At 64.1% G+C, this 25,810-nt stretch carries 19 protein-coding genes and 1 pseudogene; 14 read left to right on the plus strand and 6 right to left on the minus strand.

Features of this window, described 5'->3' with window-relative positions:
* Positions 1-462 precede the first annotated feature (462 nt).
* From rbsK to FAZ95_RS01460, 8 genes are all read left to right on the plus strand, one after another.
* Positions 463-1,350: a ribokinase gene (gene rbsK / locus FAZ95_RS01425; RefSeq protein WP_137330798.1), complete on the plus strand. Its 888-nt coding sequence runs from the start codon at positions 463-465 to the stop codon at positions 1,348-1,350.
* A complete protein-coding gene (rbsD, locus tag FAZ95_RS01430; protein WP_137330799.1) occupies positions 1,350-1,748 on the plus strand; it encodes a D-ribose pyranase in 399 nt (132 codons plus the stop codon). The genes rbsK and rbsD overlap by 1 nt, the downstream gene beginning before the upstream one ends.
* Before the next feature lie 18 nt (positions 1,749-1,766).
* Positions 1,767-3,275: a sugar ABC transporter ATP-binding protein gene (locus tag FAZ95_RS01435; RefSeq protein ID WP_137330800.1), complete on the plus strand. Its 1,509-nt coding sequence runs from the start codon at positions 1,767-1,769 to the stop codon at positions 3,273-3,275.
* A gap of 83 nt (positions 3,276-3,358) precedes the next feature.
* Positions 3,359-4,309 carry an ABC transporter permease gene (locus tag FAZ95_RS01440; RefSeq protein WP_217497419.1) on the plus strand — a complete coding sequence of 317 codons (951 nt, stop codon included), beginning with the start codon at positions 3,359-3,361 and terminating at the stop codon, positions 4,307-4,309.
* A 48-nt stretch (positions 4,310-4,357) separates the two neighbouring features.
* Positions 4,358-5,302, plus strand: coding sequence for a ribose ABC transporter substrate-binding protein RbsB (rbsB, locus tag FAZ95_RS01445; protein ID WP_137330801.1), 945 nt, complete (start codon positions 4,358-4,360; stop codon positions 5,300-5,302).
* A gap of 91 nt (positions 5,303-5,393) precedes the next feature.
* Complete coding sequence (locus FAZ95_RS01450) at positions 5,394-6,407, plus strand: LacI family DNA-binding transcriptional regulator (RefSeq protein WP_137330802.1); 1,014 nt, start codon at positions 5,394-5,396, stop codon at positions 6,405-6,407.
* A 256-nt stretch (positions 6,408-6,663) separates the two neighbouring features.
* Positions 6,664-8,328 carry a methyl-accepting chemotaxis protein gene (locus FAZ95_RS01455; RefSeq protein WP_137330803.1) on the plus strand — a complete coding sequence of 555 codons (1,665 nt, stop codon included), beginning with the start codon at positions 6,664-6,666 and terminating at the stop codon, positions 8,326-8,328.
* 144 nt (positions 8,329-8,472) lie between these two features.
* The gene (locus FAZ95_RS01460; protein ID WP_137330804.1) at positions 8,473-9,780 is read left to right on the plus strand and encodes a solute carrier family 23 protein; all 1,308 of its coding nucleotides are present in this window, start codon (positions 8,473-8,475) and stop codon (positions 9,778-9,780) included.
* Between the two features lie 27 nt (positions 9,781-9,807).
* Here FAZ95_RS01460 and FAZ95_RS01465 read toward each other — a convergent pair whose 3' ends face one another.
* Positions 9,808-11,481, minus strand: a complete 1,674-nt coding sequence (locus FAZ95_RS01465) for a Na+/H+ antiporter (RefSeq protein WP_137330805.1) — start codon at positions 11,479-11,481, stop codon at positions 9,808-9,810.
* Between the two features lie 346 nt (positions 11,482-11,827).
* On the opposite strand from FAZ95_RS01465, the gene FAZ95_RS01470 reads away from it, so the two are divergent.
* From FAZ95_RS01470 to FAZ95_RS01495, 6 genes and pseudogenes are all read left to right on the plus strand, one after another.
* On the plus strand, positions 11,828-13,111 hold the full coding sequence (locus FAZ95_RS01470; RefSeq protein WP_137330806.1) for a sensor domain-containing phosphodiesterase: 1,284 nt from the start codon (positions 11,828-11,830) through the stop codon (positions 13,109-13,111).
* A 67-nt stretch (positions 13,112-13,178) separates the two neighbouring features.
* Positions 13,179-13,898, plus strand: coding sequence for a copper homeostasis protein CutC (locus FAZ95_RS01475; RefSeq protein WP_137330807.1), 720 nt, complete (start codon positions 13,179-13,181; stop codon positions 13,896-13,898).
* Positions 13,899-14,374: 476 nt separating this feature from the next.
* The gene (locus FAZ95_RS01480; RefSeq protein ID WP_217497420.1) at positions 14,375-16,168 is read left to right on the plus strand and encodes a B12-binding domain-containing radical SAM protein; all 1,794 of its coding nucleotides are present in this window, start codon (positions 14,375-14,377) and stop codon (positions 16,166-16,168) included.
* 145 nt (positions 16,169-16,313) lie between these two features.
* Positions 16,314-16,425 (plus strand): annotated as a pseudogene (locus tag FAZ95_RS40840) (IS5/IS1182 family transposase); the annotation flags it as partial.
* A gap of 630 nt (positions 16,426-17,055) precedes the next feature.
* Positions 17,056-19,248, plus strand: coding sequence for a penicillin-binding protein 1A (locus FAZ95_RS01490; RefSeq protein ID WP_137330809.1), 2,193 nt, complete (start codon positions 17,056-17,058; stop codon positions 19,246-19,248).
* 389 nt (positions 19,249-19,637) lie between these two features.
* Complete coding sequence (locus tag FAZ95_RS01495; RefSeq protein WP_137330810.1) at positions 19,638-20,132, plus strand: LEA/WHy family protein; 495 nt, start codon at positions 19,638-19,640, stop codon at positions 20,130-20,132.
* A 56-nt stretch (positions 20,133-20,188) separates the two neighbouring features.
* On the opposite strand, the gene FAZ95_RS01500 is transcribed toward FAZ95_RS01495, so the two are convergent.
* The 5 genes from FAZ95_RS01500 to FAZ95_RS01520 all read right to left on the minus strand — a co-directional run bounded on the left by FAZ95_RS01500 (position 20,189) and on the right by FAZ95_RS01520 (position 25,477).
* On the minus strand, positions 20,189-21,454 hold the full coding sequence (locus FAZ95_RS01500) for a leucine-rich repeat domain-containing protein (RefSeq protein ID WP_137330811.1): 1,266 nt from the start codon (positions 21,452-21,454) through the stop codon (positions 20,189-20,191).
* Between the two features lie 279 nt (positions 21,455-21,733).
* Positions 21,734-22,276: a hypothetical protein gene (locus FAZ95_RS01505; RefSeq protein WP_137330812.1), complete on the minus strand. Its 543-nt coding sequence runs from the start codon at positions 22,274-22,276 to the stop codon at positions 21,734-21,736.
* 176 nt (positions 22,277-22,452) lie between these two features.
* Positions 22,453-22,911 (minus strand): hypothetical protein, encoded by a 459-nt coding sequence (locus tag FAZ95_RS01510; RefSeq protein ID WP_137330813.1) that lies wholly within the window; start codon positions 22,909-22,911, stop codon positions 22,453-22,455.
* A 551-nt stretch (positions 22,912-23,462) separates the two neighbouring features.
* Positions 23,463-24,236 carry a maleate cis-trans isomerase family protein gene (locus tag FAZ95_RS01515; RefSeq protein ID WP_137330814.1) on the minus strand — a complete coding sequence of 258 codons (774 nt, stop codon included), beginning with the start codon at positions 24,234-24,236 and terminating at the stop codon, positions 23,463-23,465.
* Entirely contained in the window at positions 24,233-25,477 is a 1,245-nt protein-coding gene (locus tag FAZ95_RS01520) for a D-amino acid dehydrogenase (RefSeq protein WP_137330815.1), read from the minus strand. Before FAZ95_RS01520 ends, FAZ95_RS01515 begins: the two co-directional genes overlap by 4 nt.
* Positions 25,478-25,810: the final 333 nt, after the last annotated feature.

Genomic DNA, 25,810 nt, shown 5'->3' on the forward strand with positions numbered 1-25,810 from the left:
GCGGCTAAGCCAAAGGAAAAGGGGCGACTAGCGAAGGGCGGTCGCGTAAGCGGGGCGGCGTGGGGTCACGGTTGTCTCCATAGAGCGGCTCGGACGCCGCGTGTCGTTCATGCTGTGCCGGCGGCAACGAGGCGTTGCGCGCGGGACGGGTTTGTCGCGGGAGACAACGCAATGTGTATGCCATGCGCACGAGGGCTTTGTCGCGAGGCGTGCGCCTTTGATTTGATTGAGTTTTTTGTGAAGGAGCCGGAGGCGGGTGAGGGCCTCCGGCTTAAAACTCAGAATCGGGACGTTTGCGTGGCCGAAATCTCGGCCTCGGAGGATCAGTCAGGTAATTCCCTAGTCCCACTTCCATCCATGTGCGGCCTCTGGTATAACTCCGCCCCAAGCTGATTACGTTTTAGCTGAGAGAATAACGATGCCGCAGCAGGTACGGCGTCAAGGGCACCCAAGGAGGCTGCGATGGCACGCGTTGTGGTGGTGGGCAGCATCAACATGGACCTGGTGACGGAAACCGATACGTTTCCGCGCCTCGGCGAGACGCTGTTCGGCAAGCGCTTTGCGCAATATCCGGGCGGCAAGGGCGCGAACCAGGCGGTGGCGGCGGCGCGTCTCGGGGCCGAGGTCACGATGATCGGCTGCGTCGGCGCCGATGCGTTCGGCGACGCGATGAAGGCGATGCTCGTGAACGAGGGCGTCGATACGCGCTGGGTGTCCACTGGGCGCGAGGCCACGGGAATCGCGGCGATCACGCTGTCCGCGGGCGACAACGCAATCGTCGTGGTGCCGGGCGCGAATCACGAGCTGTCGCCGGCCGACGTCGATCGCGCCGAGCAAGCGTTTCACGATGCCGACGTCGTGCTCGCCCAGCTCGAAGTGCCGCTCGCGACCGTGCGCCATGCGGCGCGCGTCGCGCACGCATACGGCAAGCCGTTCTTCCTGAACCCGGCGCCTGCCGTGGCGCTCCCCGACGAGCTGCTCGAGCTGACCACGCTGCTCACGCCGAACGAACACGAGCTCGCGACCGCGCTGCAGACCCACGGCGCCGACTGGAAGGCCGTGCTGCAACGCATGCCGGGCCGCATCGCGATGACGCACGGCAAGGACGGCGCGTACTACACGACCGACGACGGCGACCTGCAACATCAGCCGGGCTTTGCCGTGCAGGCGGTCGATACGACCGGCGCCGGCGATACCTTCAACGGTGCGCTCGCGGCGTTCTGGCATCTGGGCGTCGCCGAGGCGATGCGCCGCGCAAACGCGGCCGGCGCGCTGTCGGTCACGCGCGCAGGCGCGCAAGGCGGCATGCCTACCCTTTCCGAACTCGAACGGTTCCTCACGAATCCCTGATGAAAAAACTCGGACACCTGAATCGCGACATCGCGCGCGTCCTCGCCGGCATGGGCCATACCGACAGCCTCGTGATCGCCGACTGCGGCCTGCCGATTCCCGATGGCGTCGAATGCATCGATGTCTCGCTGAAGATCGGCACGCCCGGCTTCTTCGACGTGCTCGATACCGTGCTCGCCGACTTCAAAGTCGAGCGCGCGGTGTTCGCCAGCGAAAGCCTCACGCAGAACACCGCGGTCGCAGGCCGCGCCGGGCAATTCGCGAAGACGGGCGTCGGCATCGAATACGTCGCGCACGAGGACTTCAAGCGCCTGTGCAAGCACGCCAAAGCGGTGATCCGCACGGGAGAGTGCAGCCCGTACGCGAATGTGATCCTGCATTCGGGCGTGATTTTCTAAGTTTCCAAGAGGCGAGCGATGCAAGTCACCCTGCACGGCATCTGCAAGGCGTTCGGGCCGGTGCGCGTGCTCGAAAACGTCGACTTCAACATCGGCGCCGGCGAGATCCATGCGCTGATGGGCGAAAACGGCGCGGGCAAATCGACGCTGATGAAGATCCTCTCCGGCGTCTACCAGGCCGACGCGGGCGAGATCGCCATCGACGGCAAGTCCGTGCAGATCCGCCATACCGTCGACGCCGAGCGCCTCGGCATCGCGATCATCCACCAGGAACTGAATCTGATCCCGCAACTGACGGTGATGGAGAACCTGTTCCTCGGGCGCGAGCCGCGCCGCTTCGGCGTGGTCGACACGGGCGCGATGCGCCGGCAAGCGCGGAAGTGGCTCGACATGCTCGGCGCCGCGCGCATCGATCCGCACATGGAAGCGGGGCGGCTGTCGATCGGCCAGCAGCAGATGGTGGAAATCGCGAAGGCGCTGTCGCTCGACGCGCAGGTGCTGGTGATGGACGAACCGACCGCCGCGCTGACCGACCGCGAAATCGAGACGCTCTTCAAGATCATGCGCGACTTGAAGGCGCGCGGCGTGGCCATCGTCTATGTGTCGCATCGGATGGAAGAGATCTTCCAGATCTGCGACAAGCTCAGCGTGCTGCGCGACGGCAAATTCGTCGGTGAGCGGGCCATCGCGGACACGCATTTCGAAGACGTGGTGCGCCTGATGGTGGGCCGCGAAATTGGCGAGCGCTTTCCGCGCCGCGATACGACGCCCGGCGAAGTGCGCTTGAAAGTCTCGAACCTCGCCGACGACGGTCATATCTCCGGCATTTCGTTCGACGTCCGCGCGGGGGAAGTGCTGGGCGTCGCGGGCCTGATGGGCGCGGGCCGCAGCGAAATCCTCAAGGCCCTGTTCGGCGCGAGCCGCAAGACGGCGGGGCAGATCACGCTCGACGGCCGCGCGCTCGACATTCGCGATCCGTCGAGCGCAATCGGCGCCGGTATCGGCTTCGTCACCGAAGACCGCAAGAGCCAGGGGCTCGTGCTCGGCATGTCGGTGCGCGAGAACGCCACGCTCGTTCACTTGAACCGATACGCGCGGCTTGGCGTCGTGAGCGATTCGGCGGAACGCGCGGCCGTCGCCGGTCTCATCAAGCAACTGCGCATTCGCACGCGCGACGCCGAACTCGACGTCAAGGCGCTCTCCGGCGGCAATCAGCAGAAGGTGGTGTTCGCCAAGTGGCTCGCGGAACCGCCGAAGGTGCTGCTGCTCGACGAACCGACGCGCGGCGTCGACGTGGGCGGCAAGGCCGAGATCTACACGATCGTCAACCAGCTCGCGGCGCTGGGCGTGGCGATCGTGATGGTGTCGTCGGAATTGCCGGAAGTGCTCGCGATGAGCGACCGCATCCTCGTCATGCACCAGGGCCGCCAAAACGGCATCTTCGCCGCCGCCGACGCCACCCAGGAATCGATCATGACCGCCGCCACGGGCGGCACGCCGGCGCAAGCGGCGATGGCCGCCGCTTGAATCCCATGAGAGTCGCATGACCGAAGCCGCGCCATTGTTCATTCAACCGGCGGCCGCTCCCGCCGCTACCGAGTACCGAGACCGTGCAATCCATCCTGACACCCAGTAACAAGGCCACGCTGCAAAAGCTCGGGCCGTTCATCGCGCTCGTGATCGTGGCGGTCGGCCTGTCGCTGACGAGCCCCGATTTCCTCACCGTCGGCAACTTGCTCAACGTGATGCGCCAGGCGTCGATCAACGCGTTGATCGGCTTCGGCATGACGCTCGTGATCCTGCTCGGCGGCATCGATTTGTCGGTCGGGTCGATCCTGGCGCTGTCGTCGGTGACGATCGCGAGCCTGATGCAGTCGGGCATGCCGCCGATGCTGGCCACCGCGCTCGGCATCGTCGCCGGCGGTCTGATGGGCCTCGTCAACGGTCTCGTGATCAGCAAGGGCAAGGTCGCGCCGTTCATCGCCACGCTCGGTTCGATGACCGTGCTGCGCGGCCTCGCGCTGGTGGTCTCCGACGGCAGCCCGATCAGCAACTTCAACAGCGATGTCTTCTCGATGCTCGGCGGCGGCTACGTGGCGCGCCTGATCCCGATTCCCGTCGTGCTGATGCTGATCATGTTCGGCGTGTTCTGGTTCGTGCTGCGCAAGACCGTGTTCGGCCGCCACGTCTACGCGACGGGCGGCAACGCCGATTCGGCGCGGCTGTCGGGCGTGAAGGTCGATCGCGTGCAGCTGTGGGTGTACTCGATTTCCGGCGTGATGGCGGCGCTCGCGGGCGTGGTGCTCACCTCGCGCCTGAATTCCGCGCAGCCGACCGCGGGCACCGGCTACGAACTCGACGCGATCGCCGCCGTCGTGCTCGGCGGCACGAGCCTGACGGGCGGCCGCGGCTGGATCTTCGGCACGCTCGTCGGCGCGCTGCTGATCGGCGTGTTGAACAACGGCCTGAATCTGCTGGGCGTCTCGTCGTTCTATCAGCAAGTCGTCAAGGGCGGCGTGATTCTGCTGGCCGTGCTGATCGATCGCGCGAACAAGAAGTAAGCAAGAAGCAGTTCATCACTCTACATAGACATGAATAGGAGATCACCCATGAAACGAATCATTTCGCCGCTCGTCGCGAGCCTGCTGGTGCTCGGCATCGTCGCGTGCTCGAAGCAGGGCCCGGACAGCACGGCCGCATCGGCCGGCGATCAGGCATCGGGCAGCGCGGCCAACGGCGCCATGACCGTGGGCTTGTCGATTTCGACGCTCAACAATCCGTTCTTCGTCTCGCTCAAGAAGGGCGCCGAGGACGAAGCGAAGAAAGAAGGCATCACGCTCATCACCGTCGACGCCCAGAACGACCCGGCCAAGCAGCAAGCGAGCGTCGAAGACCTGATCCAGAAGAAGGTCAGCGTCATCCTGATCAACCCGACCGACTCGTCGGCCGTCGCCAACGTCGTGAAGGAAGCGACGGGCAAGGGCATCAAGGTGGTGTCGCTCGACCGCAGCGTGAACGGCGCGGATGTGAGCTCGCACATCGCGTCGGACAATACGGCAGGCGGCAAGATGGCAGCCGATTTCATGCTCTTGAAGCTCGGCGGCAAGGGCAACGTGGTCGAGCTGCAGGGGATTCCGGGCTCGTCGGCCGCACGCGAGCGCGGCGCCGGCTTCGATACGGCCATCGCTGCCGGCAACGGCGTGAAGGTTGTCACCAAGCAGCCGGCCGACTTCGATCGCGCGAAGGGGCTGTCGGTGATGGAAAACGTCATCCAGGGCAACAAGGACATCCAAGGCGTGTTTGCGCAGAACGACGAGATGGCCCTGGGCGCGGTCAAGGCGATCCAGGCGGCGGGGCTCAAGAACGTGATCGTGGTCGGCTTCGACGCCACCGATGACGCCGTCGCCGCCGTCAAGGCCGGCAACATGGCCGCGACCGTGCAGCAGCAGCCGGAGCTGATCGGCCAGTACGGCGTGCAGACCGCGAAAAAGCTCGTCGACGGCCAGCCGGTCGACAAGTTCATCCCGGTCCCGCTCAATCTCTACAAGCCGTAAGAGAGCAGGCAAAGCGAGTATTTTGCCCATCACGCCGGCGTAGTACTATCGGGCCCTGACATCTGCCTGTCTGCCGAGAGGAAACGCCAGCGTGACCCAGTTCGAGCGCCTGACCATCGACGATATTGCCCGCCTCGCGAAAGTTTCGCGCACGACGGCGAGCATGGTGCTCAATGGCTACGCCGAACGCTACCGCATCTCGGCGGCCACCGTCGAACGCGTCTTGCAGGTCGCGAAGGAACATCACTTCACGCCGTCGCAATCGGCCCGGGCGCTGCGCTCGCGGCGCAGCAACACCATCGGCCTCGTCATCCCCGATCTCACCAACTCCGCGCACGCGGCGCTCGCGCAGTCGATGGAAACGCTATGCCGTGACGAATACGGCTATCAGCTGGTGGTCGTGACCAGCGACGAAGACCCGACGCGCGAAACCGAAGGCATCGCGCATCTGGTCTCGCATCAGGTGGACGGCATGATCGTGGTGCCGTGCACGGCCGACGCGAAGCGCTATCAAAAGTGGGTGAAGCGGCTGCCGCTGGTGTTCGCCGACCGTCGCGTCGACGATGCCGATATCCCCTACGTCGTGACCGACGCCACCGAAACGGTCGCGACGCTGATCGGCGATGCGCTGACGCAGGGCGCTCGCGAGGTTGTGTACTTCGGCGGCCAGCCGGAGCTGTCGGCGAGCCGCGACCGGCTGGCGGGCTACCGCCAGGCACTGGCGGCGCACGGCGTGACGGAGCACGACGATTGGGTGTTCCAGCGCGACTACCAGCGCGAATCGGGACACGCGCTGATGGAGGCTTGGTTCGCGGCTCACCAGCGTTATCCCGAGGTGCTGTTCGCGGGCTCCATCACGTTGCTCGAGGGCGTGCTGTCGTTCATCAATCAAGCGCATAAGCTCGGTCAAGCGCCGGGCCGGCTGATGGTATTCGACGATCATCAACTGCTCGACTGCCTGCCGCTTTCCATCGACGCCATCGTGCAGGATAGCCAGCAACTGGCGGCTCAAAGCTTGCGACGGGTGCTCGATATGCTCGAAGGGGCGGGTAAGCCGGAGTCGCTGCAGGTGCCGGCGCGGATTCACTATCGGCGCACGCGATAACACCGGGCACAGCGATGGGCTTCATCGCGTGGCGGGTCGATGCTGACCAGCACACCTGATCAAACGACAAGCGTCGCCGAAAAATGGCACGCCCGATCTTTTCATTCCGACCATTATTCGCCGGGCCTTATGCCCGATATCCGGCACATCAAGAGCGGATAACGCGTGCCGTAAACGCAAGCTGAGCGCATTCCGGAGCGGCGGGAGACACCGCGGCATGCGCGACACAACTCAATTGCGTAATAAGGATGGCGAAATGAAATGGTTTGACAATTTGACTGTCCTGAGAAAGCTGCTGTGCGCGTTCGCCGTCGTCATCGGCTTCGGCGTGCTCGTGGGGGTGGCGGGGTTGCGGAGCCTGTCGTCGATGCACCAGATCGCCGACGACATCGGCAACCGTCACATGGACGGCCTCTACTGGATGGAAGAGGCGAACAAGCACAAGCTCGATACCGATCTCGCCGCCGCGAACATGAGCTTTGCGCCCGATGATGCCGCCCGGCAGCAACTGAAGGACGGCATCGCCGCTTCGCTCAAGGAGATGCACGACGGGTTCGACCACTATCGGGCGACGCTGTCCACCGACAAAGGCCAGGCGCTGTTCGACGAGGTCCTGAAGAAGAACGCCGTCTGGGAAGGCATTGTGCGAGTCGAGGTCGGTGTCGACCCGGCGCCGGCCGGCGTCGATCATGCGGAGCTCGTGCGCCGGGCGATTGCGGCGAGTGTCGCGCTGCGCGACACGATCGGCACGCTGATCGAGTATCAGCGCTCGCTTGCGACCGACGCGCAGAAAAACGCGATCGCGACCTTTCAGTCGATGCGGCGCGTGATGATCGCGCTGCTGCTCGCGTCGATCGCCGCGGGCGCGCTGCTGGCGGCGCTGATCGCACGCCGCCTGTCGCGCCAGCTGGGCGGCGAGCCCGGCTACGCGATGGAGATCGCCAGCCGGATCGCGGCGGGGGACTTGGCGGTGCGCGTCGATACGCGCGCCGGCGACAGCACGAGCCTCCTCTATGCGCTCGAGGACATGCGCGACAAACTGGCCGGGATCGTCGGCGGCATCGGGGAGTCGAGCGAGTCGATTTCGCTGGCTTCCCACCAGATCGCGCAGGGCAACGCCGATTTGTCGCAGCGCACCGAAGAGCAGGCGGCGTCGCTCGAGGAAACCGCGTCGAGCATGGAAGAGCTGACCTCGACCGTGAGGCAGAACGCCGACAATGCGCAGCAAGCGAGCGGGCTGGCGCATGGCGCGTCGGAGGTCGCCGCGAAGGGCAGCGTGCTGGTCGGCGAGGTGGTCGAGACGATGCGCGAGCTCGCGAGCGGCTCGAAGCGGATGACTGACATCATCGCCGTGATCGAGAGCATCGCGTTCCAAACCAACATCCTGGCGCTGAACGCGGCCGTCGAAGCGGCGCGCGCGGGCGAGCAGGGGCGCGGGTTCGCGGTCGTGGCGGGCGAGGTGCGCTCGCTCGCGCAACGCAGCGCGGTGTCGGCCAAGGAGATCAAGGAGCTGATCGAAAGCTCGACGGAGCGGGTCGGCAGCGGCGCGGCGCTGGCCGAGCGGGCCGGCGAAACGATGGCGGAGGTCACGCAGGCCGTGCGGCGCGTGACCGACATCATGGGCGAGATCTCCGCGGCTTCCTCGGAGCAGAGCAAGGGTATCGAGCAGGTCAGCCTGGCGGTCGCGCAGATGGATCAGGTGACGCAGCAGAACGCGGCGCTCGTCGAGGAGGCGGCGGCCGCGGCGGGATCGATGGCCGATCAGGCGCGGCAGTTGAAGGCCGCTGTCGCCGTGTTCGATCTCGGCCGCCGGGAGCGGCGCGGCGTAGGCGCGCGGCACATTGAGCGGCACGTCGAGCGGCACGTCGAGCATCCGGCGGCCGCCGGCTTGGCCGCGACCGCCGAGTGGGCGCAATTCTGATCTGCTTGTCAGCGCCGGTGGCGCTCCTTAAACTCGCGCGTGATTCCAATACCCGCGCCGCATCGATCGTGCGCCGCGCCCATGCCCGGCGCCACGACGCCCGGTGCATTCACGCCGACTAAGAGCTAGAGGAGAACCCCCGCAATGGCCGATTCCTATTTCCCGCGCTGGCGCGAGCAGCCGCGTGCCGTCGAAGGCCGGGTCGTCAATACCGACGAGCGCCTGCCGTGGCCGCAAATGCTCGCGATGGGCGTGCAGCACGTCGTCGCGATGTTCGGTTCGACCGTGCTCGCCCCGCTTCTGATGGGCTTCGACCCGAACCTCTGCATCTTCATGTCCGGGATCGGGACGCTGCTCTTTTTCGTGCTCGTGGGCGGGCGCGTGCCGAGCTATCTCGGCTCGAGCTTTTCGTTCATCGGGCTGGTGATCGCGGTGACCGCCTATTCGGGCCACGGGCCGAACCCGAACATTCCCGTCGCGCTCGGCGGGATCGTCGCCTGCGGCGTCGTGTACGCGATCATCGGGCTCATCGTCTCGGCGGTCGGCACGAAGTGGATCGAGGCGCTGATGCCGCCCGTCGTGACCGGCTCGATCGTCGCGGTGATCGGCTTGAATCTCGCGCCGATCGCGGTCAAGGGCGTGAGCGGGTCGAGCTTCGATTCGTGGATGGCGGTCGTGACGGTGCTGTGCGTCGGCGGCGTCGCGGTGTTCGCGCGCGGCATGCTGCAACGGCTCTTGATTCTGGTCGGTCTCTTGATCGCTTACGTGATCTACGCGATCGTCACGAACGGGATGGGGCTCGGCAAGCCGATCGATTTTGCGATCGTCGCGAACGCGGCGTGGTTCGGTCTGCCCCACTTCATGGCCCCCACCTTCGACCCGCACGCGATGACGCTCCTCGCGCCGATCGCGGTGATCCTCGTCGCCGAGAACCTCGGGCACATCAAGGCGGTCAGCGCGATGACGGGGCAGAATCTCGATCCGTACATCGGCCGCGCCTTCATCGGCGACGGCTTGGCGACGATCGTTTCGGGCTTTTCGGGCGGCACGGGGGTGACGACCTACGCGGAGAACATCGGCGTGATGGCCGTCACCAAGATCTATTCGACGCTGGTGTTCGTGGTGGCGGCCCTGATCGCGCTGCTGCTCGGCTTCTCGCCGAAGTTCGGCGCGGTGATCCAGACGATTCCGGGGCCGGTGCTTGGCGGCGTGTCGATCGTCGTGTTCGGGCTGATCGCCGTGACCGGCGCGCGGATCTGGGTGGTCAACAAGGTCGATTTCTCGGACAACCGCAATCTGATCGTCGCGGCCGTGACGCTCGTGGTCGGCGCCGGCGACTTTTCGCTCAAGCTCGGCGGCTTCGGGCTGGGCGGGATCGGGACGGCGACCTTCGGCGCGATCATTCTGTACGCGATTCTGCGGCGCGAGGCCGTGCGCGGGCCGGTGCTGTAGGCGCCATCGAACGGCGGCCGTCCGCGCTCACGCCGGCGACCGCCCCTTCCCCCGCGTCACCACCGCCGTCTCCGACAAATCCACCTCCCGCATCAGCTTGTTCAGCGTTTCGTCGTTGATCTTGTGTTCGGCGAGGAGCTTGAGCAGCACCGCGCGCTCGGCGCGCATCGCAGCGATCCGCATCTGCTGCTCGAGCGCTTCCATGCGCCGCGCGACGTCGCTCGACGTCTTGCCGTCGCTGCCGAGCGCCGCGAGCCGGCGCCGGTAGACCTCCATCACGCGCGCCGTGACGTCCGCGAGCGACGCCGACGCCGACTCGTCGAGATCGGCCACGAGCTTGTCCTGCGCGTCGTGAAGCGCGCGGATCGCGGTCTGGGCTGCGAGGATGCGTGCGTTGCGCTCCTCGCCTGCGTGCGGGTCGAGTCCGATGCGCAGGCCGCGCAGCAAGAGCGGCAAGCCGATCACCGCAATCAAGAGCGAACCGAGAATCACGCCTGACGCGATGAAGATGGCCATCTCGCGTCCCGGCAGCGGCGCGCCGTTCGGCAGCACCTCCGGCAGCGACAGCACGGCCGCCAGCGAGATCGCGCCGCGCACGCCGCTCACCGTCGTCACGGCCGCCGTGCGCAGCCCCGGCACGGCGTTCGCCACGCCGTGCTTCGCCGCGCTGCGGCTCGCGAACCAGCGCAAGAGCCACACCCACGCGAAGCGGATCGCATAGAGCACCGCGAGCATCGCCGCGACATAGCCGACCAGGAGGATGACGAGCGCGTCGCTTTCGTGATGGGCGCTGATGAGCGCGCTGCCGATGATGTGCGGCAACTGCAGCCCGAGCAGGATGAACACCATCCCGTTGAAGACGAATTCGATCATCGTCCAGGTGCCGGCGGCGCGAACGCGCGCCGACACCGGCACTTTCTGCGAGGCGGCCGCGACGCCCATCGTCATGCCCGCGGCCACGGCGGCGAGGACGCCCGACCCGCCGAAGTGCTCGGCGAACAGATACGACGCGAACGGCACGAGCAGGCTCAGCACGATGCCGGGCGCGGGGTCGCCTTCGTCGCTGGACGGCAGAAATCGCCCGGCTATGAACGAGAAAATCCAGGCCACGGCCACGCCGGTCGCGAGGCCGCCCGCCGCGATGAACAGGAAGCTCGTCGACGCCTCGCGCAGCGAGAACACGCCGGTCAGCGCGGCGGCGATCGCGAACTTCAAGGCGACGAGACCGGACGCGTCGTTCATGAGCGCCTCGCCTTCGAGGATGTGCATCAAGTGCGGCGGAAGCCGGTTCTTGCCGGTGATGGCGCTGAGCGCGACGGCGTCGGTCGGCGACAAGACCGCCGCGAGCGCGAAGGCGACCGGCAGCGGCAGGCCCGGAATCACGAGATGCGCGAAGTAGCCGACCGCCAGCACGGTCATGAAGACGAGCCCGAGCGCGAGCATCAGGATCGCGCGGCGCTGCATGAAGAACTCGCGTTTCGGGATGCGCCAGCCGTCCGCGAAGAGGAGCGGCGGGATGAACAGCAGGATGAAGAGCTCGGGATCGAACTTGACGTGCAGGCCGAGCCGGGGCCAGGCGAGCAGCGCGCCGATCGCGATTTGCATCAGAGGCAAGGGCGGCTTGAGCGGCAGCAGGCGGGTGACGATGCCGGACACGGCAACGGCGAGCAGCAGAATCAGAACGGTGAAGACGATTTCCATCGACAGCATCAGTGAGGCGGGACCGAGAGTTCCGCAGTGTAGCGTGTTGCAGTGCGGCATCGCCCTAGATTGCGATGGCCGCGCTGCACCGATTCGGCGCATCCGCGGAAGGCGCGGCAAGGGCGGCTTGCACCGCGGCGGTGCGGGTGAGCTGACGCGCTGCGCGCTCCACCTTGCGTGGCATGCAATCCATGCGATGAGCATGCGATAAGCCGCCGCGCCGGCGTGCGTCGCCGCGCGCATGGACCTTGCTTAAACGTGCCCTGAGACTACATTGTGAAATTCAGAGGCCGTCGATGACGACACCCGTCTTCCGTTCTTACATAACCGTTGCGCCGAGGGCGACATGGTAACTGCGCTGCAGGAGACAAAAACCATCCCGGCGCTGCCGCCCGGATTCGAATTGAGCGTCACGTCGGGGCTGCAGCGCTATGCCGTGCAGCACGACGACTTGACGCTCACGAGCGCGTTTCAGCCGATCTTCAGCGTGTCGCACATGCGCGCGGTCGGCTACGAAGGGCTGCTGCGCGCGCACGATGCGCTCGATCGCGTCGTGCCCGCGCTCGACGTGTTCGGCGAGGCGGCCCGCCACGGCGAGCTGCACCTCGTCGACCGGCTCGCGCAGGCGCTGCATCTCGAGAACTTCAAGATGCTCGGCGCCGAGCGCGAGTGGCTGTTCCTCAACGTCCATCCCGAAGCGCTGACCGATCCGTATCATGCGGCGGCGCTGTTCGCGAACCTGAAGCGCCTCGAGCTCTCGCCGCGCCGCGTCGTGCTCGAAGTGCTCGAGCAGCGCGCCGGCGACATCGAAAAGCTCGCCGAGGGCGTGCGCCATTTCCGCGAAGAGGGCTTCCTGATCGCGCTCGACGATTTCGGCGCGGGCCACTCGAATATCGAGCGGATCTGGCAGTTGAATCCCGATATCGTGAAGCTCGACCGCATCATGCTGTCGCACGCCGCGCACCGCACGGACATGGCGACGATCCTGCCCGGCCTCGTCGCGCTCTTGCACGAGGCGGGCAAGCTGGTGCTGATCGAAGGGATCGAGACCGAGCACGAGGCGCAGCTCGCGCTCGCCTGCGATGCCGACTTCGTGCAGGGCTTTTTCTTCGGCCGGCCGAACCCCGGGCTCGCGGACGGCACGCAGGCGGCGGCCTGCATCGGCGAGCTGACCGAGCGCTACCGTGCGCAGGCCGAGGCGCGCGAGCGGGCGACGGCGAGCCGCCTCCAGCCGTACGTGCGTGCGTTCGAGCGCGCGGCCGAGCGGCTCGCGGCGGGCGAGCCGCTCGAAGAGGTCTGCTGGAATTTCCTCGCGCTCGATCACGCGGCGCGCTGCTTCCTGCTCGATTCGAACGGCCGGCAGGCGGGGCGCAACGTCGTGCTGCGCGCCGACCGCGCCGCCAAGGACACGGGTTTCCTGCCGCTCGCCGACGCGCAAGGCGCGAACTGGCTGCGCCGGCCGTATTTCCGCGACGCGATCAATGCGCCGGAGCGCGTGCACATCACGCGGCCTTATCTGTCGATCAACGAGGCGACGCCGTGCGTGACGTTGTCGATCGCCACGCGCGTGGGTTCGCAGATGTGCGTGCTGTGTGGCGACATCGATTGGATCGAGGAGGCGTCGGGTTAAGCCGGGTTGAAGGCGTAGCGTCTCCCATCGCGTACGATGGGCGCATTTTCGTTAGCGGGCAGAGAAGATGCGCACACAACCGATTTTGCTCGAAGTCATCGCGACGACGGTCGCCGATGCGAAAGCCGCCGAGCGCGCCGGCGCCGACCGGCTCGAACTCGTCACCGCGGTGGGCGAAGGGGGCTTGACGCCTAGCGTCGGGCTGATCGAAGCGGTGGTCGATGCGGTGACGATTCCAGTCAACGTGATCGTGAGGCCGCACAGCCGCTCGTTCGTGTTCGATGCCGACGACTTTGCGGTCATGGCGCGCGACGTTCGCGCCGTGGCGGCGGCTGGCGCGAACGGTGTTGTGACCGGCATGCTCACTTCAGAGGGAGAGATCGACCGCGAAGGGTTGCGGCGCTTGACCGATATCGCGAGCGAGGCCGGCGTGGCGGTCACGTTTCATCGCGCGTTCGATGAGGCGCGCGATCTCGCGGAGGCGTTCGATGTGCTGCTCGGGTTCGATGCGGTGACGACCGTGCTGACTTCGGGCGGCAAGCCATCGGTGCTCGACGCGCGCGAGACGATCGCCGAACTCGTGCGGCGATCGCGCGGCACGCGGTGCACGGTGCTGGCGGGCGCGGGGCTGACTATCGACGCGGTGGCCGGCTTCGTGCGCGATACCGGCGTCGATGCCGTACATTTCGGTAGCGGGGTTCGGATCGGCGGCAGCGGCTTGGGCGCGGTCGATGAGGCACGCGTCGTTCAAGTGTGCGCGGCGCTGGATGCGGTGGCTGGTGCGTAAACGTAGAGGGCGGCCGCATTGCGCAAAAAAGCGGGTCGTGAGTGTTGGTAGCACTTGCGGCCCGCGCTGCGTTTACGGCATCAGATGCGTGCGTGCCTCCTGTGTAAGCGGTTGCGTTTAGCGGAAGTCATCGAATCACTGTATGGATAATCAGTTGTCCGATCAACTTATCCGTTCGGCAGAGGGTAAATGCAGGGAATCGGAATTGGTGAGACTGCGACCGGGGGTGTGGGACTGCAATTATCGATCGGCGCGGCAACTCGCCACGAAGCCCGCCGTGTCATAGTTGTTGCTGGCCCCAACAGGATCCCCATCCTCGAAACTTGGCGCCTGCGGCATTGTAAACACAGCAGGGGGCCAGGCGGGTAGGATGCGGGTTGTTGTACTGCTTGCCAGTTCACGATCCATCTCCGTTTTTCTGAAGACGGACGACCTTCGCGGTTTTGTGACTTCCAGACAGGGCTACAGAGCACACCATGGACACGATGTACTCGATTCCTGACAGCTTCCGATTCTCTCTCGTCCTCATCAAACCGACCCATTACGACGACGACGGCTACCCGATCCAGTGGCTCCGCTCGGTCATGCCTTCCAATACACTCGCCTGTATGTATGCGCTCGCTGATGACGCGCGAAAGCGAGAGCTGCTGGGCCCTGGCGTCGATTTCGAGATCGAAACATGCGACGAGACCAACCAGCGGGTGTGGCCAGAGCGCATCATTCGTGACCTGAAGGCAAAGGGCGGGAGATCGATGATTGGTCTGGTCGGTGTCCAGTCGAACCAGTACCCGCGCGCACTCGACCTCGCCCGCCAGTTCCGTGCCGCAGGCTTGCCGGTTGCGATCGGTGGCTTCCACGTTTCTGGCTGCATCTCCATGCTGCCCGAGATGCCCGCTGAGCTTAAGGAAGCGCAAGCAATGGGTGTGGCGCTCTTCGCTGGGGAGGCTGAGGAACGGCGTCTTGATGAGGTTCTTCTCGACGCGTGGAATGGTGCAATGAAGCCCTTGTATAATTTCATGGACACGTTACCTTCGCTCGAAGGTACTCCCCAGCCCTTCTTGCCGCGCAAGCATATCGAACGCACGGCCGGTACCTATACCTCGGTTGACCTCGGTCGTGGTTGCCCGTATCAGTGCTCGTTTTGTACCATCATCAACGTGCAGGGGCACAAGAGCCGCTTTCGCACCCCCGACGATCTCGAGAAAATCATCCGCGAGAACGCAAAGCAGGGCATCGACCGGTTCTTCATCACGGATGATAATTTCGCCCGCAACCACGACTGGGAGATCCTTCTCGACCGCGTCATCGAACTTCGGGAAAAACAAGGCATTCACTGCGGCTTCACGATCCAGGTCGATACGCTCTGTCACAAGATTCCAGGCTTCATCGAGAAGGCAACGCGCGCGGGTGTGCGTCGCGTGTTCATTGGGCTTGAGAATATCAATCCCGAGAATCTGATCGCGGCGAAGAAGCGGCAGAACAAGATCACCGAATACCGCGCCATGCTGCAGATGTGGCGCGCCCACGGCGCGATTACTTACGCTGGCTATATCATTGGATTCCCGGCGGACACGAAAGAATCGATCCTGCGCGACATCGAGATCATCAAGCGTGAATTGCCAATCGACATTCTCGAATTCTTCATGCTCACGCCGCTTCCAGGCTCCGAGGATCATCAGACGATGGTAAGGAACGGTGAATGGATGGACCCGGACATCAACAAATACGACACCAACCACCGGGTCACGCACCACCCGAAAATGTCGGACGCTGAATGGGAAGAAGCGTATCGGTGCGCCTGGAGCGCGTTCTACTCGTACGAGCACATCCGCACGATCGTCAAGCGGGCAGCGCAGATCCCGAACGGTCGACCGAAGACGATCATGCGCACAATCGCCTGGTTCAGACTGATGATCGAACACGAGGGTGTGCATCCGCTCGAAGGGGGAGCCCTGCGGATGAAACGCCGCCGCGACCGCCGGTGGGGACTACCGGTCGAATCGCCGCTTCGCTTCTATCCGCGCTACTGGAGTGAGACCGTTGTCAAGCTGACAAAATATCTGCGCTTCTACCTCAGGACAGAGGCTACCCTCCGGGAAGTCTTGAAGGCACCGGAACGTTACACCTACACGGATATCGCCATCACGCCGCTGCAGGAAGAGGAGTTCGAGCAGCTTGGACTCTTTCACGCCACGAGCGGCGGCGAGGCAGCGCTGGCTGTCCACCACCGGCGTATTGCCATCCGGTCATCGGGCCCGTCTGCAGCGTGATATCGTTGACAATGTCACCCAGTTTTCTTGGGAAACTACCTATTTTCTGGTCTAGCAGGCTGTTGAAATAGCTCCCGCCGCCGTCATCGGAGCGGGAGCGGTAAACGTTGAAACAGGGGGAACGGAAAGCACTGAGACCGAAACGATGCGCGGAGCGGACGGTTTCACCGAGGCGATGTTCACAATGGCGAAGCTGGATGACTTCGTTCCTGCCAGCCATCCCTTGCGCCCGATTCGTATCTGGCTTAAGGACGCTCGGCATCAATTCGACACGAACCAAACCTACGCGGCGGCTCTTTGGAAAAGCGTGCCGCGCATCGGTGAGGTGTATTTCACCAGCCTGCCAGGTCACCGGCAGTCGATAGCTTCAACCACTATTGCTCGTGCGTCGAAATGCGGACGTCTCTTGTGCGTACGAATTCGACATTCGAATGACCGCACTCGCGCATCTACCAAGGTCTGTTTTTGGCCGGACTCGGCCTGACGCGTTCGGCTGAGTTCGACCCTGAACTACCTGTCGACCCAGCGCAGACTCAGCGGCGGCCTTTAAGTGCAGAACCCCCACCCGGTTTGCTGCAGCCGCAAGCCATCACACGTTCGGTCCGATGTGGTGTGCCTCCCTATTTGCGCCCGACGCGCTCACGAGGTGCAGTACTTGGACGCTGTCCAATCGCGTTCGATCATTTTTACCGCGCCCCGATCGCACGCAGACGACCACCGCAAAACCGGTGGCAAAGGTCGCGAACGTTGTCCACACGAAACAAATGTAATCGTCTGTTAATGCCGCCTGGCGCAGCCCTGTTTGACGACAGAAGCGCCCTTCCGTTTTGATACGATCCGGCCTTTTCCGTCATCGCCCCTCCACCGTGAATCGCCGATACGTATCGTTGCTGCGTGAACATTGCGCACGGTGGCTCGCCCGCATCCGACCGTTGGCCGCCGCCGGCAGCACGAAAGCCGGACTCGTTTTCAACAGCGCGTCGCGCCCCCTTCGCCACCCGACGCGACGCGGCATCACGCTGACGCTTGCCGCGTTGCCGACGCTGTTCCTGCTGTACGTGCTCGCGCTCGTACCATTTACGCCGGGCATCGGCGACATCCGCAAAGCCCGCGTCGATCGGCCAGCGCTGATCGTGTCGGCCGACGGCAAACTGCTTGCGGAATTCAAGGCGGTCAATCGCGAGTGGGTGTCGCTCAAGCAGATCTCACCGTATATGGTGGATGCATTGATTGCAACCGAAGACCGCCGCTTCTACGAGCATCACGGCATCGACTGGAAGCGCACCACGTCGGCCGCGCTGCACACGTTCTCCGGCGACCGGCAAGGCGGCTCGACGATCACGCAGCAGCTCGCACGCAATCTCTATCCCGACGAGATCGGCCGCGCGCCGACCCTCACGCGCAAGCTCAAGGAAGCGATCACGGCATTCAAGATCGAAACCGTGTACAGCAAGGATCAGATCCTCGAGACGTACCTGAACACGGTGCCGTTCCTGTACAACGCCTACGGCGTGGAGATGGCCGCACGCACCTACTTCGGCAAATCGGCCGATCAGCTCGACATCCTCGAAAGTGCGACGCTCGTGGGCATGCTGAAGGCCAACAGCGCCTACAACCCAGTACTCAATCCCGAGCGCGCAGTGCAGCGGCGAAACACGGTGCTCTTGCAGATGAACAAGTTCGGAAAGCTCACGCCCGACGCCTACAACTGGTTGAAACGACAACCGCTCAATGTCGATTTCGAATTGCAGACCACGCCACTGGGCGCCGCGCCGCATTTCGCGGCCCAATTGCGCAAGTGGCTGATCGCATGGGCCGATCGCAATGGCTACAACATCTATGCCGATGGGCTGGTCGTGCGCACGACCATCGATTCCCGACTGCAAGCGATGGCGACGCAGGCGACGGACTGGCAGACGAACCAGTTGCAACGGATCGCAAATGACGCATGGAACGAAGCCACGGGCTGCGGGCCAGGCAACGACCTGTTCCGCACGTTCATCCGGCAGACGCGCGACTACCGCGCCGCGCGCGATGCCGGTCAATCGGATCAGGCCGCGCTCGTGAAGCTAGGCGCAAACACCACGTTCGTCCGTGCGCTCTGCCGGAGCAAGACGCAGATCCAGGCGGGATTTGTCGCGATCGATCCGCGCAACGGAGATATCAAGGCATGGGTCGGCAGCCGCGATTTCAGCGACGAACCGTTCGATCACGTGCAGCAGGCGCGGCGTCAGCCGGGTTCGACGTTCAAGCCGTTTGTCTACGGCGCGGCCTTCGCGGATGGCGCGCAGCCGAGCGACACAATCGTCGACCGGAATGTCGCCATTCCGCTTTCCGCGCATGCGATTTGGCGCCCGACCGACTCGGAACCGCCCACCGGCCGACCAATGACGCTGCGCGACGCGCTCGCGTATTCGCGCAACCGCGTCACCGCTCAGCTCATGGAAAAGGAAGGCCCCGAGAAAGTCGCGCGGCTCGCGCGCGCGATGGGCGTACGCGAGAGTCCGCTCGAAGCGGTGCCGTCCCTTGCGCTCGGCACGAGCCCGGTCACGCTCAAGGAAATGGTCTCGGCGTACAGCACGATCGCGAACCACGGCGCGTATATCGAGCCGCGCATGGTCACGCGCATCGAGGATCACGACGGCAGGGTGCTCGCCGAATTCGCGAGCGCATCGCCGGAACAGGCGCTGCCCACCGGCGCAGCGCAAACGCTCGTCGACGTGATGCGCGACGTCGTGAACCGGGGCACGGGCGCGGGCATCAGGACGCGCTTCGGGATTCGCGCCGACCTAGCCGGCAAGACGGGCACGACGCAGGACAACACGGATAGCTGGTTCATCCTGATGCATCCGCAACTGGTCGCGGGCGCGTGGGTGGGTTTCGACGATGCACGTGTGACACTCGACAACGACTATTGGGGCGAGGGCGCGCACAGCGCCTTGCCGATGGTGGGCGCGTTCTACGACATGGCGCTGCGCGCGAGAGTCATCGATCCGCGCGCGCAGTTCGGCCCCGAGAGTCGGCCTTCTCGCACGGTCCATGCACGACGCCATCGACACTTCCTCTTCTGGCAGTTCTGATGTCGGCGCTGGCGGATGCGACATTCGCATTCGGCAGCGCTGCCGGCGCGGCATCGCAATCCGAGCCGGCCGGCCATGGCCCGCTTAGCGTACTCTCGATCCGGATCGCTCTTTTCCCACAGCGGCGTCCAGTTCCCGTGCTCGCTCACGACAACGCGCGCAAAAAGACGCGCGAACTGCGTGCATGAAGCAACGTTCGTCTTCCGCACGTGAATGGCCGTTTGTCGGTGCGGAGCCGTCGTTTGAACGTCCGACCGATGGTACGGGCGAATGACGCCTCATGGCCGGCAGGCGACCAGCAACTGGACCAGCCGCCATATCGCAGATAACCACGCACGAGACCCGGTACACTAATCGGCACACGGACTCTCTCCGGTGAGGTGCCTGCCATGCCTTCTTTCGATGCGGGGCGCTCAGTCCGCCTCTTCTACACAGTCCTTTGCCTGGTCATATCGTTCAGCGGCTGTGCGTCATGGATGGGACAAGAGCCGTTGCGAGTCAACGTAGCGGGTATTGAACCGCTCCAAAGTGAAGGGATGGAGATGCGCTTCAACGTCAAGCTCCGCGTCCAGAACCCGAACGCTTCCGCGGTCGAATACGACGGTGTGTCGTTAGAACTCGAACTGAATGGCAACTCGTTCGCCAGTGGCGTCAGCGATCAGCGCGGGGCTGTACCCCGTTTCGGCGAAGCACTGATCGACGTGCCATTGACTGTGTCCGCGTTTTCCGCCGTGCGCCAGGCCTTCGCAGTCGCGGATAGCGCGCAAGCCGGCCGCTTCCCGTACGTGCTGCGCGGGCGACTGGCGGGCGGTATCGTTGGCGGCACACGTTTCATCGATCAGGGCACGCTGTCACTGCCGGCGGGCAACATGATGGACCAATGAACGAGCCGTTGCTCAATGTATTGCGCGACGTTCAAAGAGCGAGTTCGGGGCGTTGATCACCACACGATTCGCGTTTTTGGCAGCGCCGCTTTGAGAGCGTCGACGTTCCTGGCCTGGGTGCCATATAGAACGAGCTCTCGCAGGCCAGTGAGCCCCTTCAGCGCGTCGACGTCTTCGACAGGGGTGTTCGCAAGGTAGAGTTCCTGCAAACCGGTTAAACCTCGCAGTGGGTCGATGTTTCGAACCCTGGTGCGAAAGAGATTGAGCATGCGCAGGCTTTTCAGGTCTGTCAGCGCATCGACGTTCTCGACCCGGGTGTCCGCGAGATTGAGCCTTTGCAGACGGGTGAGCCCCTTCAATGCATCAATGTTCGACACTTGCGTGCGAGCGAGCACCAGCGTGTCCAACTGGAGCATGCCCTGCGCCGCGTCGATATCATCCACTTTCGAGCCGTCCAGCACGAGCGTCCTGAGCGAGGACATGCCCTTTAGTGCGTCAATGTCTCGCAACGGCGTGTTCGCGAGATAGAGCGCTTGCAGACCGCGGAGTTTTTTCAACGCACTGACGCTGTCGACCTGGGTTTCGTTGAGGTCGAGCGTCTGCAAGGCGGCGAGTTGGCTGAGCGCGTCGACGTCCCGGACGTTCCTCGCGCCCCCGAGTTTGAGCGTTTCCAGATGCGGCAAATCTTCGAGCGGATCGAGATCGCGAACCTGTGTATCCCGCAGGTCGAGTGCTCGCAGATCGCGCAGGTTCTTGAGCGCGTCGAGATTCGAGACGCGGGTATCCCAGAGGTTCAGCGATTGCAGACCGGTCAGCCCTTTTAGCGCGGCGATGTTTTCGACTTGGGTGCGATGGAGCACGAGCCTTTTCAGCGAGTGCATTTCCTTCAGGGCGTCGAGGTTCCAGACTGGCGTGTCCGTCAGGTCAAGCGATTCCAGATCGTCCAGTCCATTCAGCGAATCGAGGTTATCGATCTGGGTGCCTGCCAGATTCAGTTCGATCTTGCGGTCGGAATTCTTTAGATGTGGCAAAGCGGCCGCGACCTGAGATGCCGTCATTGTCGGTTTCGCCCGCAACGCCAGGCATTCCGAGTCGGGCGTGGCTGTCGACGCGTCGCTGTCGTTGCAGGTGCCTTTGATGAATCCCAGTTCCGTCAGCGCCCGTTCATCCGGGCTCTTGTGGATCGGGTTGAAGATCAGCAGCAAAATGCCGAGCAACAGCACGATTGCGCCGCCGACGGCCCACGCCTTGGTGATTCGCGGCACGGACGGGTTCGGATCTTCAGCGGTTGAGTTCGTGGTTGACGGCGGGGTTTCGGGCACGGCGGGCTCCCGTAGTACAGGCTGCCTCCTTTATACACGAAGAGCGGGGCGCATTCCGCCCAGGCAATGTCGCTCTTCGCGCTACGCGTGAGAGCCAGCGACACCTTCTGCCAGCTTGACGTCGTAGCTCGAATGAATGTGCACGCGCTAGACTGATTACTGACGGTGGCGGCGTCGAGTAGCCGAACGTCAGCTTCCGGCATCAGCGAACTCACGTTCCCGACCCATTAGGGACGTTCGATTTCACCGAAAGCAGCCGTCCAGTGTGGAGCAAAGCTCCTAGCTAACCCTTGCTTCGCCAGTCGCGTAGTCAAGCCGATACACAGTTCGATTGAAATCCACGGCTTCGATGTGGTCTGGCAGCAAACGAAAGCCTTCAGAGAACACGTCGGCGCCAGATGTCTGCCAAATCAGCTCTCCCTCTAATGACAGGCGAGAAATCTCCAGTTCCCCATGTGAAATGAGGGCACCCCGACTATGTTTCCAGTAGATACCGAAGCACGTGGCCATATCGACCTGCGCGGACCAAACCAACCGATGGGGCAATGATAAAGAAAGGCAGGCGACATGATCGCCGACCGCTAGGTAAAGCTTGTCGTCGAGCACTAGCGCAGAATGATCATGTACCGATGAGCAGCCTCCGCCCGCGCCGACGACCATTATTCCCCTACCGTTCAACGCTATCCCGTAGATGGATGTAAGCCGGTCTCGCGTAAGCAGTACTTCGAGCTCGTACGACTGCACATTGTCCTGCGACTCGAACGAATACGCGGGCGCGTTCACAACGTTGAGCAAGCCAAATTGCGTGTCTATTTCTTGCACTTGAAATTGTCGTCCGTCGTGGTAGGTAGGATTGTCGTCGATTCATGCATCGACATCGAACGTCCGATTGTGGCCGAAGCCGGTCCGATGGCGTCGTGCGCTGCTTCAAGTGCCTTCCTCGGACTCTACTGCTTTGTCGCCTGGTGTAGGGAATACAGGAGATCGTCTGTCATGTCTCAGCGCACCGGTTCGATCTTGAAAGCATCGACCGCTACACCAAGGTCCACGCCTTCACCGCTGCCGCTCAACGCCATCGACGTAGTTCCCTTGGTCAGCACCTGGGCAGTACCGCTCCTCCCTGCGCCGGCAGAAGCGCCGGCCTGCGCGTAGCTGCCGTACACCTCCCTGATGCTGTAGACGTTGGTGATCTCGCCGCGGCCGCTGACGCGGAACTTGCCGGCGGTCAGGCCGCCGCCGTGCACGCTGATCGTGACCGCGGCCCTTTGCCCGTTACTGCAGCTGACTTTGCCGCGTCCTTCGGCATGCTGATAAATCGCCGACCATCCGGACATGCTGAAGGTTAGATGGCATTTCACCGGCGCGCTGCCTGCCTGAGCCGAGTTGGCGGTCAAGCCGGCCAGGGCACCCGCGCACAGCAACTTGGTGGCAGTCGATACAACGATATGCTTGCTCATCGAAGGCTCCTTGCACATGAACATGGGTTATCCAGTGTAGCTGTCATTCGCAGTGGATCGGCTGACGGACACCCGAACGACCCGTTGCGGCCGCCCGATTTGCTCCAAAGCGGTCGCTCATGTGTCGAATGTCCGGCCTGTTCACGATCATCAAGTGGGTGAATGGGTCGACGCTCGACGCGTCAGGGCTTGAGCTTGATGCATGAGCATCGGACTGTGGGGCGCGAGGGTTTGAGGCTGACGTGCGACGGTCAAACGCGCGGCGTGCGAGGGTTTGAGGCTGAAGCGCGAGGATCAAACCGTGGGGCGCGAGGGTTTGAGGCTGGCGCAAGAGGGTCAGACTGTGGCGCGCTGTGGTTTGAGACTGGCAATTCCAGGACCGCTTATCCGCTCAGTATTTGCTCAAATTTGAGCGGATACTGAGCGGATACGACAAATTTGAGCGAATACTGAGCAGATTGTCGGACGTGAGCGGTTTGAGCCGTTACCCCTGCGCTAACTGACGCGCACGCATGGCGCGGGCTTAGGCGCCCGTGGGCAGCGCGCCCAAATTAAACCGTGAACAGCCGCCCGAACTCCGGCAACGCATCCGCAACCCCCGCGAGCCGCAGCGCGTGCCAGGCCATCGCATGATTGCTCGAGGTCACCGGCTTGCCGAGCTCCGCCTCGATCTCAGTGACGGTGTCCGCGATCCGCAGGCTCGTGCACGACACGAACACCGCTTCGACATCGGCACGCTCGCCGAGCGTGAGGATCGCGCGCCGGATCGACTCGGCGTCGATTCGCGCGACTTCGTTGTCGTCGCTGTGCTCGAACGAACCCATCCGTACGACCTCGAGGCCGCGAGCCTGCAGATAGGCGCGCATCGCGTCGTTGATCCGGCGCACGTACGGTGTCAGGAGCGCGATCTTGCGTGTGCCGAGCGCTTCCATACCGGCGCGCGCCGCGGTGATCGGCGTCGTGCACGCCACGCCGGGCCGCACTTCGCGGATGCGCGCGAACACGGTTTCCTCGCCGAGCACCATCGATGCCGACGTGCAGCCGAACGCCACCACGTCGAGCCGCTGCCCCGGCCGGATCACTTCGGTGCCGGGGCCGATGCGGCCCTCCATCTCGACGAGCGTTTCGGGCGTGATCTGCGCCGGGCTCGCCACGCGGCTTTCATAGAGCGCGACGCCTTCGAGCGCGAGCCACTTGCGCCACTCGTACTCGATCGTGTTGTCCGTCGCGAGCACGATCAGGCCGATCGACGCGCGCCGCGCCGTGCCTTCGTCGAGTGTGAAGCTCAGATGCAGGTAGTCGTCGGAAACGTCGGTTGTGCTCATTTCAATGTGAGTCCCGTCATATCCAGCTCCGGCGTGCGGCCTTGCATGATGTCAGCGAGCACGCGCGCGGTGCCGCACGACATCGTCCAGCCCATGTGTCCGTGGCCGGTGTTGATGAAAAGGTTGCGATGGCGGGTCGCGCCGATGATCGGCGTGCCTTCCGGCGTCATCGGCCGCAGGCCCGCCCAGTACGACGGCCGGCTGTAATCCGCGCCGTTCGGAAAGAGCCCGCGCGCGGTGGCCAGCATGTGCGTGAAATCGGCCGGCTTGTGCCGCGTGTCGTAGCCCGCGAACTCCGCCGTCGCGGTAAAGCGCAGACGGTCGCCGAAACGCGCCCAGGCGACGAGGTTCTTCTCATCGACGCCGCCGAGATCGGGCGGCGTGTGCCCGCTCTCGACCGGCAGCGTCACCGAGTAGCCCTTCACCGGATACACCGGTATCCGGTAGCCGAGCGTGCGTCCGAGAAACGGCGAGTAGGAGCCGAGCGCGAGCACGAAGCGGTCGCCTTTGATCGGGCCATGCGAGGTCTCGATCTGATCGATGCGGTCCGCGCTCGCGCTCGCGCGCTGGATCTCGGTGTTGAACTGGAACGTCACGCCGAGCGCGACACAGCGTTCGTAGAGCGCCTTCGTGAACAGATACGCGTCGCCGCTTTCGTCGGTCGGGCAGTAGATCGCGCCGGCCAACGCGTCGCGGGCGGACGCGAGCGCGGGCTCCTTGGCGATCGTGTCCTGCGGGGTGAGGGTTTCGAGCGGCAGGCCGTTATCGGTGAGGATCGACATGTGCGCGACGCCGCTCGCGAATGCGGCTTCGTCGCGATAGAGATAAAGCAGGCCGCGGCTGATGCGCTCGTAATTCAACTGTTCGGCGGCCGTAAGCGCGTGGAGCTGCGCTTGCGAATAGCGGCACAGGCGCACCTTGCGCGAGGTGTTCAGGCGCGCGCGCTCCTCGGTGCAGTTTTGCAGGAAGAGCCAGCACCAGGCCCACATGTGCCAGTCGGCCGTGAGCCTCAGGCGCAGCGCCTGACCCTCCTGGAATAGCGACTTGAGCATGATCTTCGGCGCGCGCGGCGACGCCCAGGTGTACGAATGGCCGGGCGCGACGAGGCCCGCATTGGCGAAGCTCGTCTCGAGCGCGACGCCCGCGCGCCGGTCGACGACGGTGACGTCGTCGCCCGCTTTCGCCAGGAAATAGGCGGACGTGACCCCGACGATTCCTCCGCCCAGCACGATCGTCTTCATGGAAGCGTCTCCGGTCGACCTGATCCCAGGATAGTACGGAACGCGCCGTCCTTCAGGCGCCCGCGCAGGCGATCCCGGCATGCCGGCGACGGACTCCAGGAGAGCAGACGAATCGCGAGAAAGTCGGCACTCGCTCCTGGCGCACTGTGGGATGACGCACAGTGAAAGCCCTGAAAAAACCGCACGCTCATCGAGCATGGGTCGCTGCGCGCCGTCGTACGTGTTTCCACGTCCTTCATATCAGGGGGAACGAGACCTATCATGAATCGAGCGCTTTCGGGGTAGCACCTTATGAACCCGATAGCCGGCCCCCGCCCCTCCTCGCCCGAAACG

The sequence above is a fragment of the Trinickia violacea genome (genome assembly GCF_005280735.1).
Classification (GTDB): Bacteria; Pseudomonadota; Gammaproteobacteria; order Burkholderiales; family Burkholderiaceae; genus Trinickia_A; species Trinickia_A violacea.

Coding starts and splice junctions, on each gene's coding strand:
- rbsK (WP_137330798.1), top strand. CDS start 463: ATGGCACGCGTTGTGGTGGTGGGCAGCATCAACATGGACCTGGTGACG.
- rbsD (WP_137330799.1), top strand. CDS start 1,350: ATGAAAAAACTCGGACACCTGAATCGCGACATCGCGCGCGTCCTCGCC.
- FAZ95_RS01435 (WP_137330800.1), top strand. CDS start 1,767: ATGCAAGTCACCCTGCACGGCATCTGCAAGGCGTTCGGGCCGGTGCGC.
- rbsB (WP_137330801.1), top strand. CDS start 4,358: ATGAAACGAATCATTTCGCCGCTCGTCGCGAGCCTGCTGGTGCTCGGC.
- FAZ95_RS01455 (WP_137330803.1), top strand. CDS start 6,664: ATGAAATGGTTTGACAATTTGACTGTCCTGAGAAAGCTGCTGTGCGCG.
- FAZ95_RS01460 (WP_137330804.1), top strand. CDS start 8,473: ATGGCCGATTCCTATTTCCCGCGCTGGCGCGAGCAGCCGCGTGCCGTC.
- FAZ95_RS01465 (WP_137330805.1), bottom strand. CDS start 11,481: ATGGAAATCGTCTTCACCGTTCTGATTCTGCTGCTCGCCGTTGCCGTG.
- FAZ95_RS01470 (WP_137330806.1), top strand. CDS start 11,828: ATGGTAACTGCGCTGCAGGAGACAAAAACCATCCCGGCGCTGCCGCCC.
- FAZ95_RS01475 (WP_137330807.1), top strand. CDS start 13,179: ATGCGCACACAACCGATTTTGCTCGAAGTCATCGCGACGACGGTCGCC.
- FAZ95_RS01480 (WP_217497420.1), top strand. CDS start 14,375: ATGGACACGATGTACTCGATTCCTGACAGCTTCCGATTCTCTCTCGTC.
- FAZ95_RS01495 (WP_137330810.1), top strand. CDS start 19,638: ATGCCTTCTTTCGATGCGGGGCGCTCAGTCCGCCTCTTCTACACAGTC.
- FAZ95_RS01510 (WP_137330813.1), bottom strand. CDS start 22,911: ATGAGCAAGCATATCGTTGTATCGACTGCCACCAAGTTGCTGTGCGCG.
- FAZ95_RS01515 (WP_137330814.1), bottom strand. CDS start 24,236: ATGAGCACAACCGACGTTTCCGACGACTACCTGCATCTGAGCTTCACA.
- FAZ95_RS01520 (WP_137330815.1), bottom strand. CDS start 25,477: ATGAAGACGATCGTGCTGGGCGGAGGAATCGTCGGGGTCACGTCCGCC.